15 protein-coding genes are annotated in these 14,727 nt (G+C 51.9%); 6 read left to right on the plus strand and 9 right to left on the minus strand.

What is annotated here, in order from left to right; genetic code table 11:
- The first annotated feature begins 60 nt into the window (after nucleotides 1-60).
- Entirely contained in the window at nucleotides 61-459 is a 399-nt protein-coding gene (locus SGBXF1_RS13155) for a VOC family protein (protein WP_061806359.1), read from the plus strand.
- A 217-nt stretch (nucleotides 460-676) separates the two neighbouring features.
- On the opposite strand, the gene zntB is transcribed toward SGBXF1_RS13155, so the two are convergent.
- Complete coding sequence (gene zntB / locus SGBXF1_RS13160) at nucleotides 677-1,660, minus strand: zinc transporter ZntB (RefSeq protein WP_037415693.1); 984 nt, start codon at nucleotides 1,658-1,660, stop codon at nucleotides 677-679.
- Nucleotides 1,661-1,814: 154 nt separating this feature from the next.
- Here zntB and SGBXF1_RS13165 point away from each other — a divergent pair, with 154 nt between their 5' ends.
- The 3 genes from SGBXF1_RS13165 (at nucleotide 1,815) to SGBXF1_RS13175 (ending at nucleotide 4,046) form a co-directional block, all read left to right on the plus strand.
- Complete coding sequence (locus SGBXF1_RS13165; protein WP_037415694.1) at nucleotides 1,815-2,525, plus strand: hypothetical protein; 711 nt, start codon at nucleotides 1,815-1,817, stop codon at nucleotides 2,523-2,525.
- 5 nt (nucleotides 2,526-2,530) lie between these two features.
- Entirely contained in the window at nucleotides 2,531-3,604 is a 1,074-nt protein-coding gene (locus SGBXF1_RS13170; protein WP_238320968.1) for a hypothetical protein, read from the plus strand.
- A 193-nt stretch (nucleotides 3,605-3,797) separates the two neighbouring features.
- Nucleotides 3,798-4,046: a hypothetical protein gene (locus SGBXF1_RS13175; protein ID WP_061806360.1), complete on the plus strand. Its 249-nt coding sequence runs from the start codon at nucleotides 3,798-3,800 to the stop codon at nucleotides 4,044-4,046.
- A 172-nt stretch (nucleotides 4,047-4,218) separates the two neighbouring features.
- On the opposite strand, the gene SGBXF1_RS13180 is transcribed toward SGBXF1_RS13175, so the two are convergent.
- The 3 genes from SGBXF1_RS13180 to SGBXF1_RS13190 all read right to left on the minus strand — a co-directional run bounded on the left by SGBXF1_RS13180 (nucleotide 4,219) and on the right by SGBXF1_RS13190 (nucleotide 7,397).
- On the minus strand, nucleotides 4,219-5,853 hold the full coding sequence (locus SGBXF1_RS13180; RefSeq protein ID WP_037415696.1) for a peptide ABC transporter substrate-binding protein: 1,635 nt from the start codon (nucleotides 5,851-5,853) through the stop codon (nucleotides 4,219-4,221).
- Between the two features lie 159 nt (nucleotides 5,854-6,012).
- Entirely contained in the window at nucleotides 6,013-6,363 is a 351-nt protein-coding gene (locus SGBXF1_RS13185; protein WP_037415697.1) for a hypothetical protein, read from the minus strand.
- Between the two features lie 83 nt (nucleotides 6,364-6,446).
- On the minus strand, nucleotides 6,447-7,397 hold the full coding sequence (locus tag SGBXF1_RS13190; RefSeq protein WP_186426968.1) for an NADP-dependent oxidoreductase: 951 nt from the start codon (nucleotides 7,395-7,397) through the stop codon (nucleotides 6,447-6,449).
- A gap of 209 nt (nucleotides 7,398-7,606) precedes the next feature.
- On the opposite strand from SGBXF1_RS13190, the gene mpaA reads away from it, so the two are divergent.
- The gene (gene mpaA / locus SGBXF1_RS13195) at nucleotides 7,607-8,314 is read left to right on the plus strand and encodes a murein tripeptide amidase MpaA (RefSeq protein ID WP_037415699.1); all 708 of its coding nucleotides are present in this window, start codon (nucleotides 7,607-7,609) and stop codon (nucleotides 8,312-8,314) included.
- A 6-nt stretch (nucleotides 8,315-8,320) separates the two neighbouring features.
- Here mpaA and ycjG read toward each other — a convergent pair whose 3' ends face one another.
- Entirely contained in the window at nucleotides 8,321-9,292 is a 972-nt protein-coding gene (ycjG, locus tag SGBXF1_RS13200) for an L-Ala-D/L-Glu epimerase (RefSeq protein WP_186426969.1), read from the minus strand.
- A 224-nt stretch (nucleotides 9,293-9,516) separates the two neighbouring features.
- Between ycjG and tpx the strand changes: the two genes are divergently transcribed.
- The gene (gene tpx / locus SGBXF1_RS13205) at nucleotides 9,517-10,020 is read left to right on the plus strand and encodes a thiol peroxidase (RefSeq protein WP_037415704.1); all 504 of its coding nucleotides are present in this window, start codon (nucleotides 9,517-9,519) and stop codon (nucleotides 10,018-10,020) included.
- A gap of 63 nt (nucleotides 10,021-10,083) precedes the next feature.
- Here the strand turns inward: tpx and tyrR are convergent, their stop codons facing one another.
- From tyrR to pspD, 4 genes are all read right to left on the minus strand, one after another.
- A complete protein-coding gene (gene tyrR, locus SGBXF1_RS13210; protein ID WP_186426970.1) occupies nucleotides 10,084-11,655 on the minus strand; it encodes a transcriptional regulator TyrR in 1,572 nt (523 codons plus the stop codon).
- Nucleotides 11,656-11,985: 330 nt separating this feature from the next.
- Entirely contained in the window at nucleotides 11,986-13,047 is a 1,062-nt protein-coding gene (locus tag SGBXF1_RS13215) for a YcjF family protein (RefSeq protein WP_186426971.1), read from the minus strand.
- A complete protein-coding gene (locus SGBXF1_RS13220) occupies nucleotides 13,044-14,441 on the minus strand; it encodes a YcjX family GTP-binding protein (RefSeq protein WP_061806364.1) in 1,398 nt (465 codons plus the stop codon). Before SGBXF1_RS13220 ends, SGBXF1_RS13215 begins: the two co-directional genes overlap by 4 nt.
- A complete protein-coding gene (pspD, locus tag SGBXF1_RS13225) occupies nucleotides 14,422-14,688 on the minus strand; it encodes a phage shock protein PspD (RefSeq protein WP_061806365.1) in 267 nt (88 codons plus the stop codon). The genes SGBXF1_RS13220 and pspD overlap by 20 nt, the downstream gene beginning before the upstream one ends.
- Between the last annotated feature and the right edge of the window lie 39 nt (nucleotides 14,689-14,727).

The following is a 14,727-nucleotide window of genomic DNA, read 5'->3' on the forward strand; positions in this document are numbered from 1 at the left end:
ATCGGACAGTGCCTTTTTTATCCTATACTGTGTTTTTATACAGTCACCTGGAGATTACCGATGAACATCACCCCCTGCTTATCCCACGTTTCTCTTGGCAGCAATAATTTTGACGCCGCAGCTGATTTTTACGATCGCACACTTGCCGCATTAGGCTGCCGGCGGGTGTTAGAACATCCTGGCGCTATTGGCTATGGACGCGATTACCCAGAATTCTGGTTGCAGATCCCTATCGACGGAAAACCGGCTACAACCGGTAACGGTCTACATGTAGGGTTTTTCGCTACCAGTAAACAACAGGTTGATGATTTCTACCGTCAGGCACTGCAGGCTGGTGCGAAAGATGAAGGGGCTCCCGGCTCACGACCACATTATGGTGAAGCCTATTATGGCTGCTTTGTGCGCGATCTGGACGGGCATAAGATCGAGGCCAGTTTTTGGGATGAGAGCGCCGCCTGACGGGGCAAATTGCAGACAAAAAAATGCCGGTGATTAAACCGGCATCGTATGAATCAATGTGCTATGCAGTAATTCTAAATATAAGAAAGTAAGACAATTATGGAGCACAACGCCCATCGCTTGACGTTGCATTCACCTGCGAGAGAGATCATGCCCCATTTCCCCCCCGGAAAAGTTGATATCGCTCAATGTTAACCGGGTTTTCAGGGCTTTTTGGCTACAGCCAACGACGTCGCTTCAGCCACCAGCCCACACCGAACACCAATGCGAGCAGCATCAGGCAAAACGTCCCAAAACCAAAGGGGGCTGTATTACCAGGGATACCACCAAGGTTGACGCCAAACAGTCCGGTCAAAAAGGTGGTTGGTAAAAACACCATCGCCAACAAAGACATCGTGTAGGTACGACGATTCATGGCGTCGGCCATTACGGTGGTGATTTCGTCGGACAGGATCGCGGTACGTGCAATGCTGCCGTCAAGGTCATCCAGGCCTCGCCCCAACCGGTCGGCGATATCCTGCATACGGCGACGATCATCATCGTTCATCCAGGGCAAACGATCGCTTGCCAAGCGGGAAAATACGTCACGCTGCGGCGCCATATAGCGACGCAGTACAATCAATTGTTTGCGGATCAACGCCAGTTGCCCACGTTCAGGGATTTGCTGCTCTAACAACGAATCTTCCAGATCGATGATCTTATCGTGCAAGTCTTCGATAAATTCACTGGCATGGTCTGTCAGCGCATCGGATATTTCCACCAGCCAATTACCGCTGTTGGTCGGCCCGCTGCCATTTTGCAGATCGTTCACTACCTGATCAATGGAGTACACCTTACGGTGACGGGTAGACACGATCAGTTTGTCAGTCATATAAACACGGATAGTCACCAACTGATCCGGCCGCGAGTTGGTGTTAAAATTGATACTGCGCAGCGTGATCATAGTGCCGTCGCCAACCCGACTGACACGCGGTCGTGAACTTTCTCCAGATAACGCCTCTCTTACCGCATCCGGCAACAGTGGCGTGGTGGTCAGCCACTCGGCGCTGGCTGAGTGTGCATAATCGAGATGCAACCAGCAAGGTTCGTCGCAGGTGACTTTATCTTCGTAATCAATCGGTGTTACGCCGCCCTTGCCGTCAAGCTGGTAAGCATACACTGCGTCAGGAACCTGTAACTCGCGCCCCTCAATGACTTCCATTCCTCATCCCCTCTGCTTTTCAGTTATCCGAGAGTCTAGCGTTATTGGTATGCAGATCAAAGACCAAGCTGTAAGGGTTGGTTTCTCGCTCGGGCCAGAACTCACTATACTTGTGCATGCCAAGGAGTGACTGAATACCCAACAGGAGAAAATCATGTTTGATATTAGTGCTGCGGATATTTTGAAGGGCGTATTTCTCCCTCTCATTACCCTGTTCATCGCCATCGTCAAAACGCCGTTTCGCATCAGGCAAGAAAACCACGGCAAATTACGCGCCTTGATCGAAGCAGTGGAATCTAACAAAGGTGAACGCATCCAACTGCTACTGTTCAGGGATTATATGCGTAGCAAAAACGCCAGCCTGCTTGAGCTCCAACAACTGCTGGCGCTGCCAGATGCTATTCGGGCGCTGGAACTGTATCGCTTTACCCACTCTCAACAACAGATACTGCGGGTGACGCCTAATGGCTTCATGTTGAGCGCGCGGGCAGATAATGGCTTTAAACGTTTTTTGCTGTCATGCCGATATTTCGTGCAGTATCTATTTTTTGTTAGCCTGCTGGTCCTGTTACCTGCTCTGGCACAGTTAGGTATGCAGCGGTTGGGCGTGATCATTACGCCATCATCGGTTTCATTCTTGCCAGGGGCTAAAATAGCCAACTACGGGCAATTGCTCTTCCCAGTCTTGTTATTCCTTATGACCATGGGATGGTTGTTATACATGACGTTCAAGCAGCTATCGCAAGCCGGTAACACCGGTGCCGAAACGCGCTTCTTTCGCTATTATCAACAAGCGCTGGAAGCAAGTAAGGCCCGTGAGTTGCTGAAGCAATTACGCGAATTTTTAGGTACCGCGGCAGGATGATGACAATGAAAGCAATTACGTTACTCTGCCGTCCGCTGAGCCTGGTTGGGCTCTTGTGCGCTTTCTACCTGCACGCCAGCCCGCCCCTGAACCACTATGCCGACACTTACCAACTACAACTGGCGGGATCAGGCCAACTGCCGTACTTTGTGGCTAAACCGCAGGCTAGCTCACCACACTCGGCGTTGGTCGTCATTCATGGCCACCCGCGAGATGCCGGTAAAACCCTACAGGCCGCAATTAAGGCCGCCCAACTGTCTGCCAGAACTGATGACACATTGCTGGTCGCCCCACTGTTCCCCGTCAGCGACAGCCAGGCCGCGCACTGCCATTCACCGGGTGTCCCCCCCGCACAGGCAGGTGATGCGCTGTGGAGCTGCAATTCCTGGATTGAGGGTGGCCTGGACTCTCTCGGTCAAACCAACTCATTTGCTGCACTAGATCGTCTGGTTACAGAACTGAAAATAAAATGGCCGCAAATACAATCGGTCACTGTCGCTGGGTTTTCTGCTGGTGCGCAGTTTGTGCAGCACTATGTTGGGTTCGCCAAACCACCTGCCGGCGTGACCCTGCGTTATGTCATATCCGATCCGGGCAGTTGGCTCTATTTTGATCGTCATCGACCGCAACCGATTAAAAACGCACACCCTATCGACTGGCAGGACTGTAACCAAAAAGGACGCTGTAGCTTTGAGTGGGTTGAAGGTAATACGGACACCTGCCCGAACGTCAATCGATGGAAATACGGCATTGATTCTACGCCTCCCTTCCTCGATCAAAACCCTGAGTCCGTGCGTCAGCGCTATGCAGCAGCGGAGATCATCTATATGGAAGGCGAGAAAGATACCGGTAATGCCCCAGGTTCGTTCTACAAAATACTCGACAAGTCCTGCGCAGCAGAGGCCCAAGGCCCCTATCGACTACAACGCGGTATTGCCTATGCCGCTTACGATCGGCGATTTATTGCCCCGCACGCCAAACGTGATTTGCTGATTATTCCTGGTTGTGCGCATGACGTGGCCTGTGTGTTTCCATCTTCTCTTGGTCGCAAGGCATTATTTAAGCAAGATGCAGACTAATAATAACCGTGATGAAATAAAACCAGTGCCAATCTCAGCGAATATAGTGAATAAAGCGCTGGCTAAGACGCCATTATTATGACTTAACATATTCACAGCAATTTTAATTCAAATTAACAATAAAAAATTAACACAAAGCTGTTCCAGCTCAAATTTCAGAGGCATATACTTCCCTAACTACGAGGAGGTAGTTATGTTACGTGACCATTTAAAATTAGATGACAGCGATACGCTGGAAAAAATCCGCAGTGTCAGTTTGCAAAATCAGGGCCAAGAAGAAATCAGTGAGTTTATCGTCAAGAACGCCCATGGGGCACAGGTTGGCAACGTCTCAGTCCATGACCATCTGAGCACTCGTCGCTCCTATCCAACCAGCTATCGCATTACCCAAACAGATATGGCAGGTCGCGTACTGGTCGATGCCATGCGAGACAGCTTATAACCTATAAATAACGCCAAGCGCCGTACAACTATTAATTACCCAAATAAAGACATCACCTGTTTACTTTTACAGGGGTCGTTGCCATGGTTAACATAAATCCCAGGGAACTTATTTCATCCTTCGGCAAATAAACATAATCCGACCCCGATTAACGGGGCCGGATTAAATATGATCAGTGCTTGGTAATATACATCGTCTGGCTATAGGCCACGTCTTCCGGATTGGTGATCGGGTAACCTTTCACCCAAGGTTTAATTAACCGGCCATTGGTGTACTGGTAAATCGGCGCAATCGGTGCTTGTTCAGCGATGATCTGCTCCAATTTGTTGTAATCTGTGGTCAGGGCCGCAGGGTTCGTTTCACGGCTGGCCTGCGCCAACAGTTTGTCGTAATCCGCACTTTTAAATTTGGCGATATTGCCACTGTGAGTAGAACTCAACAGCGACAGGAATGTCGATGCCTCGTTGTAATCCCCCACCCAAGAAGCACGCACTACGTCGAAATTACCGGTATTGCGACTATCGATATAGGTTTTCCATTCCTGGTTTTGCAACTTGACGTCAATACCCAGTGTTTTCTTCCACATTGACGCTACAGCTATCGCTATCTTCTGGTGGCTTTCCGACGTGTTATACAACAGCGTCAGCTTCAGCGGATTGTTCGGGCCATAACCGGCCGCCTGCATCAATGCCTTGGCTTGGGCATCCAGCTCCGCCTGCGGTTGTTGCTGTAACAGGCTCACTTCCGGTTTAAAGCCGGCGGTGACGTCCGGTGTGAAGTGATAAGCCGGTTTCTCACCGGTACCCAACACTTTCTCGGCGATAATTTTGCGATCGATAGCGTAAGACAATGCCTTACGCACCCGCACATCGTTAGTCGGCGCACGTTGGGTGTTAAAAGCATAATAGTAGGTGCCGAGCTGATCCGGGGTATAGACCTGGTCCGGAATGTCTTTCAGTAGCTTTTGATACATATTCTTCGGGAAAGACTCGGTGATATCGATATCGCCGGCCAGATAACGTTTGGTGGCGTTGGATTCCTGGTTGATCGGCACAAAAGTCACTTTGGTCAATACGGTATGCGCGTGATCCCAATAGTGTTCATTTGGCGTTAACACCAGCTTCTCGTTGACCACCCGCTCTTGCAGTTTAAACGCACCGTTCCCCACCAGATTACCGACCTTGGTCCAATCGTTGCCAAATTTCTCCACAACGGTCTTGTTCACCGGGAATAGACTGAAGTTGGCGGTCAGGCTGACAAAATAAGGCACCGGCTTGTTCAACTGCACTTTAAAGGTGTAATCATCCAGCGCCGTTACGCCCAGTTTGTCGGCAGGTAATTTACCGGCAATGATCTCATCCGCATTCTGAATACCCGCCAGTTGAGCAAACCAGGCAAAGGGGGACAGGTTTTTTGGCTCGACCAGCCGTTGCCAGCTATAAACGAAATCCTTTGCCGTGACAGGGTCACCGTTGGACCAGCGTGCATCTTTGCGCAGCGTGAAGATATAGGTTTGGTTATCCGTTGTTTGCCAACGCGTAGCCACACCAGGGATCACCTTACCGTTGGCGTCCTGATTCACCAATCCTTCGAACAAATCGCGCGCTAGCTGCGCTTCCGGCAACCCTACCGCTTTGATCGGATCCAGTGAGGCGGGTTCATCTTTAATATGACGAACAATTTCCTGCTTTTCCGCCAGAAGGGTACCTGGGGGAACCTGCGCGGCCATTGCGCTGTTCAATCCTGCGCCAATCGCCACTGCACACAATGCCAAACGAAAACCCTGTTGAATTTTTTTTCTCGTCATTCTGATTCATCCCCAGTTAACCATCTGAATTTTTTATCTTATAGCACAAGATTAGACTCACCTAGAGTTCAAGACGGACAAGATGCAAAAACTGGGGGCCAGGCAATAAAAAATGCCCGCACGACAATGTCGATACGGGCATTTTTGTTTCAGCCGTTTTTATTCGTAAAGATGAATGCTGTTGATACGGTAGCTGAACTCTTCACCTTCTTCTTCATCAAAAATGGTGAAGAAACCTTTTTCAGCCAAAGGCTTGGCATAAATATCGGTTTTCTGCATCTGGCGCGATTCGGCATCGTCATAGCCATAATCGAGATAGAAGCTGTTTTTCTGGTAGTCGACGTGCAGGGTAAACGGATAGTTTGACTCATCGCCACGCCCGTCGTCGTTCTTCACCACGCCAAACCATTCCCCCTGACGGATTTGGTTTTCCTCGTCCACGCCGCACAGCAGCGTAATGGTATCCTTATCATTTTCGCTATAGCTGGCTACTATTCTGGCTACTGGCATGTTAAATCCCCTGTTTGGTTATTGGGTTAGCTTTGCCGATAGTATAACAACAGCGGGAGAAATAGCGGGCGTGCTTTATGGCATCACCAATCAATATTCAACACAGTTTTACCACGAGAGCCACCTGCTTTGCTTTGCGCCAGCATTTCCGGCGCCTGTTGAATAGAGACCAAACGCTCAACCGGCACCTGCAACTCACCACGCGCGACACTTTGTAACAGCTGTTCCAGTTCATCCGCGTTGATCTGTGCCTCAATGTTACCGCCCCGCAGGCCCTGTTGATGCAGTTGTTCAGGCGCAGCCGACCAAATGGTGCTTAAAGCCACGCCGCCTTTTTTCAAAATAACCAGCAAGGCGCTGAAAGCCTCGGCATTGCTGACCAGATCAATCAAACCGTCTACTCCCAGTGGATACTGTTGGTGTAACTGCTGCTGCAACGGTGCTCGGTGATGATCAATTACCTCTTCGGCCCCCAATTCACGTAACGCGGCTTCGGCATCAGCGCCACCAGTAGCGATAACTTTCAGCCCCTGTCGTTTAGCCAGTTGAATGACAAAACGCCCAACGCCACCGGTCGCGCCCACCACCAGCAATGTCGCACCGGCCGCCAATTGCAGTTTTTCAACCAGTTTTAATGCTGTTCCGGCCGCGGTAGGCAGTGCTGCGGCTTGGGTCAAGCTCACGTCATCGGGTACCCGCGCCAGTACCGCACGCTGATCGATAACCGCATATTGTGCATAGCTACCGGCCCCCACAATGCCAAACAAAAATTTCCCGGCCACCCGGTCATTCACGCTGAATCGAGTGACATCATCAGCGATCGCCTCAACCACGCCAGCACCATCGATACCGAGTACCAGAGGAAAAACGTGCGGTAATTTCCCCTGCAAAATACCTTCAGCGACTCGCCAATCAAACGGATTCAACCCGGCAGCGGCCAACTTGACCAGTATCTGCCCGGGTTGTGGTACCGGTTTGGCGATCTCTACCTGTTCTGGCGAAGTGCCGAGCTGCTTAACTGCAATGGCTTTCATGATGTACTCCCGTTTATCTATTCACGATAGAACCAGTGTAGCGAAGACAATGTCGTCCAACAGTCAGCAATAATCAGATTCACTGTTCGAGTATTTAGGACAATTGATTTTTATCACTGGTGAGAAATTGCTCTGGGAAAGTTAAGCTAAAGCGTAATACACTGAATAAAATGATAATCACTCTCGACCTTTAAATCAGGGACCACACCATGATCCAGCATCGACCGCGCAGTGAACGTGGCCAATTGGCCGTTGCAGGAGAGAATTACGGCAGTTCATTGTTGGGCGCGCCGCTCCTCTATTTCCCGGCGGCCGTCAGCGGCCCGGAAACCGGGCTGATTATCGCGGGCACCCACGGTGATGAAGGTGCCGCTATTGTTACGTTGTCGTGTGCACTACGCAGCATCGCGCCAAATCAATTGCGCCATCATGTTGTGCTGGCGGTCAATCCCGACGGTTGTCAACTTGGGCTACGCGCCAATGCCAACGGAGTGGATCTCAACCGTAATTTCCCCGCGGCCAACTGGCGTTCCGGCGATACGGTTTATCGCTGGAACAGCGCGGCAGAAGCGCGGGATGTCAAACTCTCTACCGGAGGGCGCCCAGGCTCCGAACCGGAAACTCAGGCACTCTGCCATCTGATCCATCGGCTGAAGCCACACTGGGTAGTGTCGTTCCACGAACCTTTAGCCTGTATTGAAGACCCAGCCAGCTCGCGGCTTGGCGTTTGGCTTTCGCATAAGTTTGCCTTACCGCTGGTAACCAGCGTTGGCTACGAGACGCCAGGATCATTCGGCAGTTGGTGCGCCGACCTGTCACTGCCCTGTATTACCGCAGAGTTCCCGCCAATATCAGCCGATGCCGCCAGTGAGAAATATCTCGACGCCATGGTTGAATTGCTGACTTACCCGGGCTAATACCGGCTATGGGGCGAGATTAATCGCCCCACATTCAAAATCCAGCCCAGGTTCAACATCCTTCGCCAACCAGGTCGGCCCGTCCAAATCGACAAAACGTGCCCCCGGGGCCAGCGGCAACGCAGCCTTGATCGCCCGCGAGGTGCACAGCATGCAGCCCAGCATAATGGCAAAGCCCTCTTCCCGCGCTTGCTCGGCCAGCGCCAACCCTTCCGTCAAGCCACCGGTTTTGTCCAGCTTGATATTGACCATTTGATAGCGGCCAGCCAATTTGGCTAGATCACTGCGGGTATGGCAGCTCTCATCAGCACAAATAGGCAACGGATGAATAAAGTTTTCCAGCACGCTGTCATCCGTCGCCGGCAGCGGTTGTTCCAGCATCGCCACACCCAGATCCGCCAACAGTTGGCAACGGGACGCCAAGCCTTCCACTTGCCACGATTCATTGGCGTCGACAATCAATGTCACATCTGGCACCGCCGCACGGATCGCCACCAATCGTTCGCTGATCAAATGGTTGTCTAGTTTGATCTTCAGCAATCGAGCACCTTGCTGCTCGAGTTCACGTGCGGCAAAAGCCATCGCTTCCGGCGAACCGATACTGACGGTTTGCGCCATCAAAATGCGCTCCGGTTCTGTAATACCACTGCGTTGCCAAAGATTCTGGCCATTCAATCGGCATTCCAAATCCCACAATGCAGAGTCGACTGCATTACGCGCAGCACCAGCCGGCATGAGGGCCTGCAAGTGCTCACGTGTCACACCTTGTTCAACAGCCAGTGCCACTTCAGCAAGCTGTGCCATCACCGAAGTTTCACTTTCACCGTAACGGGGATATGGCGTACATTCACCAATGCCACGCACGCCCTGCTGTTCAATTTCGACCACCACCACTTTGGCTTCAGTACGGCTGCCGCGGGCAATAACAAAGGCAGTATGCAACGGCCAGGCTTCTGGGTAAAAACGCATGCTTCTCATAGCGGCTCCTGGGCGGAAATAGCGCATAAAGTCGGACAGATGCGCGGGCGGTTTTTTCGACACACTCTAATATATACAACTATTTAGCAAACTTTATATATCCAACCCACAATTGTTGACATAAACTGAGGCCAGGGTGTGAACCTAATGTTAAACACGGGCCGGAAGGCACGTCTATTAGGCTCATGCCCTTTGTACGTACCCAAAATAAAGGAATCAAGCTAATGACTCAGACAGTACATTTTCAAGGTAACCCGGTAAGCGTTGCAGGCCACCTGCCACAATCAGGCGAACAAGCCAAAGCCTTCTCACTGGTTGCCAAAGACCTGTCAGACGTAGCGCTAAGCAGCTTCGCAGGGCAACGTAAAGTCCTGAACATTTTCCCAAGTATTGATACCGGCGTTTGCGCGGCGTCAGTACGCAAATTCAACCAACTGGCCAGCGGTCTGGATAATACCGTTGTGCTGTGCATTTCGTCTGATCTGCCATTTGCACAATCACGTTTCTGTGGCGCAGAAGGCCTGAGCAACGTTGTTACTTTGTCTACCCTGCGTGGTGCAGAGTTCAAACAGGCTTACGGTGTTGAAATCGCTGAAGGTCCATTGGCGGGTCTGACTGCACGCGCGGTTGTGGTGTTGGATGGCCAGGACAACGTACTGTACAGCGAACTGGTGAATGAAATCACCAACGAGCCGGACTACGATGCAGCGCTGGCCGCGCTGAACTAATAGAAAAGGCCGGCGAATGCCGGCCTTTTTACATTGAAACGGGCGCTTATCGCGCCCGTTTTTTTATTCTTCGCTTTCCCCTGTCGGCTTACGGCTACTTAAGCCATATTCCCGCAGTTTATTAGCGATCGCGGTATGCGAAACCCCCAAACGCTTCGCCAGTTTTCGCGTACTGGGGTAAGTACGGTACAACCGTGTCAGCACTGAGCGTTCAAACCGTTTGCTGATGTCGTCAAGTGAGCCGTCCAGCACTTCGTCACCCAGTGACATCTCAACCTCAAACTCAGGCAATACAATATCTTGTGGACGTAATTCGAAGCCTTCCGTTTGTGTCAGCGCACGGTAGATAGCGTTTTTTAACTGCCGTACGTTGCCCGGCCAGCCGTATTTACTGAGGAAACTACCCAGATCGTTCGCCAGCTTTGGTCGTGCCACACCCTGCTCATCGGCAAAGCGTGCAACAAACAGCTCGGTCAGCGGCATAATGTCCTGCGGGCGTTCACGTAACGGCGGAATAGTGATGGTCAGTACGTTAAGACGATAATAGAGATCTTCACGGAACTCACCACGCTGCACTAACTCAGTCAGGTTTTTCTGCGTCGCGCAGATCACGCGTACATCCACATGCACTTCGTGTTCTTCACCTACCCGGCGGAAAGTACCATCGTTAATAAAACGCAGGAGTTTTGTCTGCATGCGCGGAGACATTTCACCGATTTCATCCAGCAACACCGAACCGCCGTGCGCCTGCTCGAAGAAACCTTTTTTGCCTTCAAGCGCGTTTGGATACGCGCCCGCTGCATGGCCGAACAGCTCACTTTCCGCGACATCATCCGGCAGTGCAGCACAGTTCAGTGCCAGGAAGGGTTGTTTGCCCCTCGGGCTACGCAAGTGGCAAGCACGGGCCAAAATGTCTTTACCGGTACCGGTATCACCCACAATCAGCAGCGGCGCATCCAGCATTGCTAACTTGCGGGCCTGGTCCAGCACGTGACGCATTTTGGGGCTGGCGGCGACAATATGATCAAACTCGGTATCGTCATTCACCGACAAATTCTGTAGCTGACGTCCCATACGTGCCGTGGATTTCAGCATCACAACCGCGCCTACGGCGGCATTTTGCTGGTTTTCGTCTTCCAGATAGATTGGAGTGATATCCATCAGGAAATCCTGGCTGCGAATCACAACACGTTCAGATTGCGGCGTCGTCTGCTCGCTCTCCAACCAGCGGTTGAAGTTATAACCACCAATCAATGCGGCGGCCGTCTGATTACGGATCTTGTCTTCGCTGAAACCAAACAGTGCCTGCGCTGCCGGGTTAGCCAGTTCAACCTTGCCTTTCATATCAATTGAAAATACCGGTTCCGGCATAGACTCCAACAGTGCACGCAACGCACGGTGTTCACGCTCAGATGGCATGAAATTCACAGTACGAACATCTGTCACGCCGGCAATGCGGCGGATCTCCGCCATCAGCGCACGGAAGGTGTCAAAATCCAACTGGGAAAAATTGAGGTAAATGCGGCCGATGGGATCGATTTCGATGCCACGTAAATCGATGCTGCGCAATACCAAAAGATCGAGTAACTCTCGAGTCAGACCGAGACGGTCTTCGCAAAAAACTTCCAAACGCATCAGTATTGGCCTTATCTCTGCAGGTGCGGGGATGACTGGCGATGATGATACTCTCTCACCCCAAGCGGTAGAAGCAATCTGTCAGCAAAAGTTGACAGAACTCTGATTTATCGCTGTTGTTGATGATTTTAAACGCAAGTGAATAACACCATCGGCGTCATTTTAGCTTATATGTAGAGTGTTATCACAATCATCAATAAATTTTCAGATAAATATAATGCATTTGCAGGTAGATCGTCTTTCGTCAAGCGAGGGTTACGTATTGGTGTTATAGAAGAAGGCTCGAGGGCAGAATAAAGTAACGGCGCCCAAATGGACGCCGTTGGCCGATTATTTGGCTTTGTTGTCGCTTTTTTTCAGGGTGTCTTTCAATTGACCAACCAATTGGCTGCGGAAATCACCCAGTTTTGGTTTTTCCCCTTCCAGCCAAGGCAACGGACGGCACAACTCCATCGTCTTAATACCGAGTCTGGCAGTCAGTAAACCGGCACCGATACCCTGCGCTGCACGGGCTGACAGTCGGGCGGCCAAATCTTGCGACATCCAGTCCATACCCACCTCACGCACCAGTTCAGACGCGCCGGCAAAGGCAATATTCAACAACACTAAACGGAACAACCGCAAACGACTGAAGTAACCCAGTTCAATGCCATACAACGCCGCAATACGGTTTATAAGACGAATATTACGCCACGCGATAAATGCCATATCCACCACAGCCAGCGGACTGACAGCGATCATTAATGTAGACTCGGCGGCTGAGCGGCTAATTTCACGCCGCGCCTGATTATCCAATACCGGCTGCACTAACTTGGCGTATAGCGCGACCACTTCACGATCGTTTTGAGTTTCATGCAGCGACGCCTGCCAACGTTGCAGCGCGGGGTGCCCCTGATCAAGACCGGCCTGGCGTGCCAGTTTTTCACAAAACTCACGGCCTTTACCCAACCCGTGGCTATGTAACAGCTCACGCGCAACATCTCGCTCTTCTGCACGCTGGCGCAAGCGGTATAAACGGCGCCATTCGGTCACGACCGACCCCACGCCAGCAAAGACGATCAAGCCGCCCGCCACACCGCCCCCCATGGCGATCCAATCTTGCTGGACCCAGGCGGTATGCACCCACTGGATACCCTGAGCCACCACGCTAATGCCGAACAACCCCAACCCAGCGGTAACCATTTTGCGCCACAGGCTGCGTTTGGGTTTTAGTGCTGCGTTGATAATGCCTTCGGCGCGCCCTTCTTCCTCTTCTTGCTGTAACTCCGGCGCGGCAGGGAAAAAGTGCTCAGCCTGTTGCTCATCAAAGGCCACATTGGCGCGCAACACCGGTTCCTGCGGCGCTTGTAACGGTTCTTCAAAATCGATACGCGGTTTTATCGGCTCGCTCATCGCAATTTATCTCCCAGTAGAAATTCCATCACCGCGTCCAGACGAATATGCGGCAATGGGCTGTCCACACTCATAGCGCGTGGACGAAACTCATCGAAATGGAAGCCCTGATTCTGCCAAAATGCTGGCCCCGGCAAACGCGCGGGAACTTCGCCGGGGAATACCGTCAGCGGTGCGCCGTCGTTCAGACGGTTGCCCTTTAGCGCCGGGATCCGCTGTCCTTGATGGTCAACAATGCCACTTTCAGTGGCCTGCACCGAGGCTAGCCCGACGCAATCCATACTGATGCCCTCAAACGCAGCATTCTGCCATGCCTCTTGCACCAACTGTTGCAACAACGACACCAAATTGGCGTGCTGGTCGGCGGTGATATGATCGGCTTTAGTAGCTGCGAACATCAGTTTATCGATGGTTGGTGAAAATAACCGGCGGAACAGCGTGCGCTTCCCATAGTGGAAGCTCTGCATCAATTGGGTCAGAGCCAGCCGCATATCGTTGAATGCTTGTGGGCCGCTGTTGAGCGGTTGCAGACAGTCCACCAGCACAATCTGACGATCAAAACGGACAAAGTGTTCTTTATAAAAGTTTTTGACGATGGTCTGGCAGTAATAGTTGAAACGCGCTCGCAGCATGCCGATATTGCTGTGTTTATCTGCCTGTGCAAGTTTCGATTCGCCGAGACTGTCCACATTCGGCCACGGGAAGAACTGCAATGCCGGTGCACCTGCCAGATCACCCGGCAGTACAAAGCGGCCCGGCTGAATAAAATGCAGCCCTTCGCTTTTGCAGCGCAACAGGTAGTCGGTATAGGCCTGAGCTATCGCCGCAAGCTTGTTTTCATCAGCAGGGGCTAACGGATCACAACTTTTACACAGGTCCAGCCAAGGTTTGGCCCACTCGGCGCGATCGCCCTGCAGCAAACCGGCCATTTGCCGCGACCAAGCCAGATAGTCCTGTTCCAGCATCGGCAAGTCCAACAACCACTCTCCCGGATAATCAACGATCTCCAGATACAGCGTTGAGGTGTCTTTGAAATGACGCAGCAGTGAATCATTGGAACGGTAACGCAGCGCCAGACGAATTTCGCTGACGCCACGGGTCGGGGTTGGCCAACTCGGCGGTGTGCCATAAAGCTGTGCCAACCCTTCATCATAGGTAAAACGCTGGATACCGAGATCGCGCTGTGGAATGCGCTTCACGCCCAGCAGCCGCTCTTCGCGCACAGGCGAAAACAGCGGCATACGTGCGCCACTGTGAACGTGCAGCAATTGGTTGACGAAAGCAGTAATAAAGGCGGTTTTCCCGCTGCGGCTTAGGCCGGTTACCGCCAGACGCAGATGACGATCCATTCCGCGGTTGACCAGCGACGTTAACTCATTTTGCAGTCGTTTCATTGTTCTCCTTGGCATAACGCCCAAATACTTTGTTCAGGCCTTTGCGGAACAGCGGTTCCAGCACCAGCGCCAGGACAAAGCGAATCGGTTTGCGGCCGACGGTCCGCAACAGCCAGCCGGCCGCGCCCGCAGGACCGTAATTCAGTAACGCTATGATGATGACTTTAGACAATGTCTTCAACATTGCACCTGCTCCTTGTTTAAATCCACCGGATTTAACCGTGTTTGCGGCATAGGTTTTGTTCATTATCAATGCCCTCCGGCACAATTGGGTTCAAAAGGATGT

The sequence above is a fragment of the Serratia grimesii genome (assembly GCF_900186025.1).
Lineage (GTDB): Bacteria > Pseudomonadota > Gammaproteobacteria > Enterobacterales > Enterobacteriaceae > Serratia > Serratia grimesii.

What these genes read in the sequence shown, in the direction of transcription:
- SGBXF1_RS13155 (WP_061806359.1), top strand. Translation starts at nt 61, where the DNA reads ATGAACATCACCCCCTGCTTATCCCACGTTTCTCTTGGCAGCAATAAT.
- zntB (WP_037415693.1), bottom strand. Translation starts at nt 1,660, where the DNA reads ATGGAAGTCATTGAGGGGCGCGAGTTACAGGTTCCTGACGCAGTGTAT.
- SGBXF1_RS13165 (WP_037415694.1), top strand. Translation starts at nt 1,815, where the DNA reads ATGTTTGATATTAGTGCTGCGGATATTTTGAAGGGCGTATTTCTCCCT.
- SGBXF1_RS13170 (WP_238320968.1), top strand. Translation starts at nt 2,531, where the DNA reads ATGAAAGCAATTACGTTACTCTGCCGTCCGCTGAGCCTGGTTGGGCTC.
- SGBXF1_RS13175 (WP_061806360.1), top strand. Translation starts at nt 3,798, where the DNA reads ATGTTACGTGACCATTTAAAATTAGATGACAGCGATACGCTGGAAAAA.
- SGBXF1_RS13180 (WP_037415696.1), bottom strand. Translation starts at nt 5,853, where the DNA reads ATGACGAGAAAAAAAATTCAACAGGGTTTTCGTTTGGCATTGTGTGCA.
- SGBXF1_RS13185 (WP_037415697.1), bottom strand. Translation starts at nt 6,363, where the DNA reads ATGCCAGTAGCCAGAATAGTAGCCAGCTATAGCGAAAATGATAAGGAT.
- SGBXF1_RS13190 (WP_186426968.1), bottom strand. Translation starts at nt 7,397, where the DNA reads ATGAAAGCCATTGCAGTTAAGCAGCTCGGCACTTCGCCAGAACAGGTA.
- mpaA (WP_037415699.1), top strand. Translation starts at nt 7,607, where the DNA reads ATGATCCAGCATCGACCGCGCAGTGAACGTGGCCAATTGGCCGTTGCA.
- ycjG (WP_186426969.1), bottom strand. Translation starts at nt 9,292, where the DNA reads ATGAGAAGCATGCGTTTTTACCCAGAAGCCTGGCCGTTGCATACTGCC.
- tpx (WP_037415704.1), top strand. Translation starts at nt 9,517, where the DNA reads ATGACTCAGACAGTACATTTTCAAGGTAACCCGGTAAGCGTTGCAGGC.
- tyrR (WP_186426970.1), bottom strand. Translation starts at nt 11,655, where the DNA reads ATGCGTTTGGAAGTTTTTTGCGAAGACCGTCTCGGTCTGACTCGAGAG.
- SGBXF1_RS13215 (WP_186426971.1), bottom strand. Translation starts at nt 13,047, where the DNA reads ATGAGCGAGCCGATAAAACCGCGTATCGATTTTGAAGAACCGTTACAA.
- SGBXF1_RS13220 (WP_061806364.1), bottom strand. Translation starts at nt 14,441, where the DNA reads ATGAAACGACTGCAAAATGAGTTAACGTCGCTGGTCAACCGCGGAATG.
- pspD (WP_061806365.1), bottom strand. Translation starts at nt 14,688, where the DNA reads ATGAACAAAACCTATGCCGCAAACACGGTTAAATCCGGTGGATTTAAA.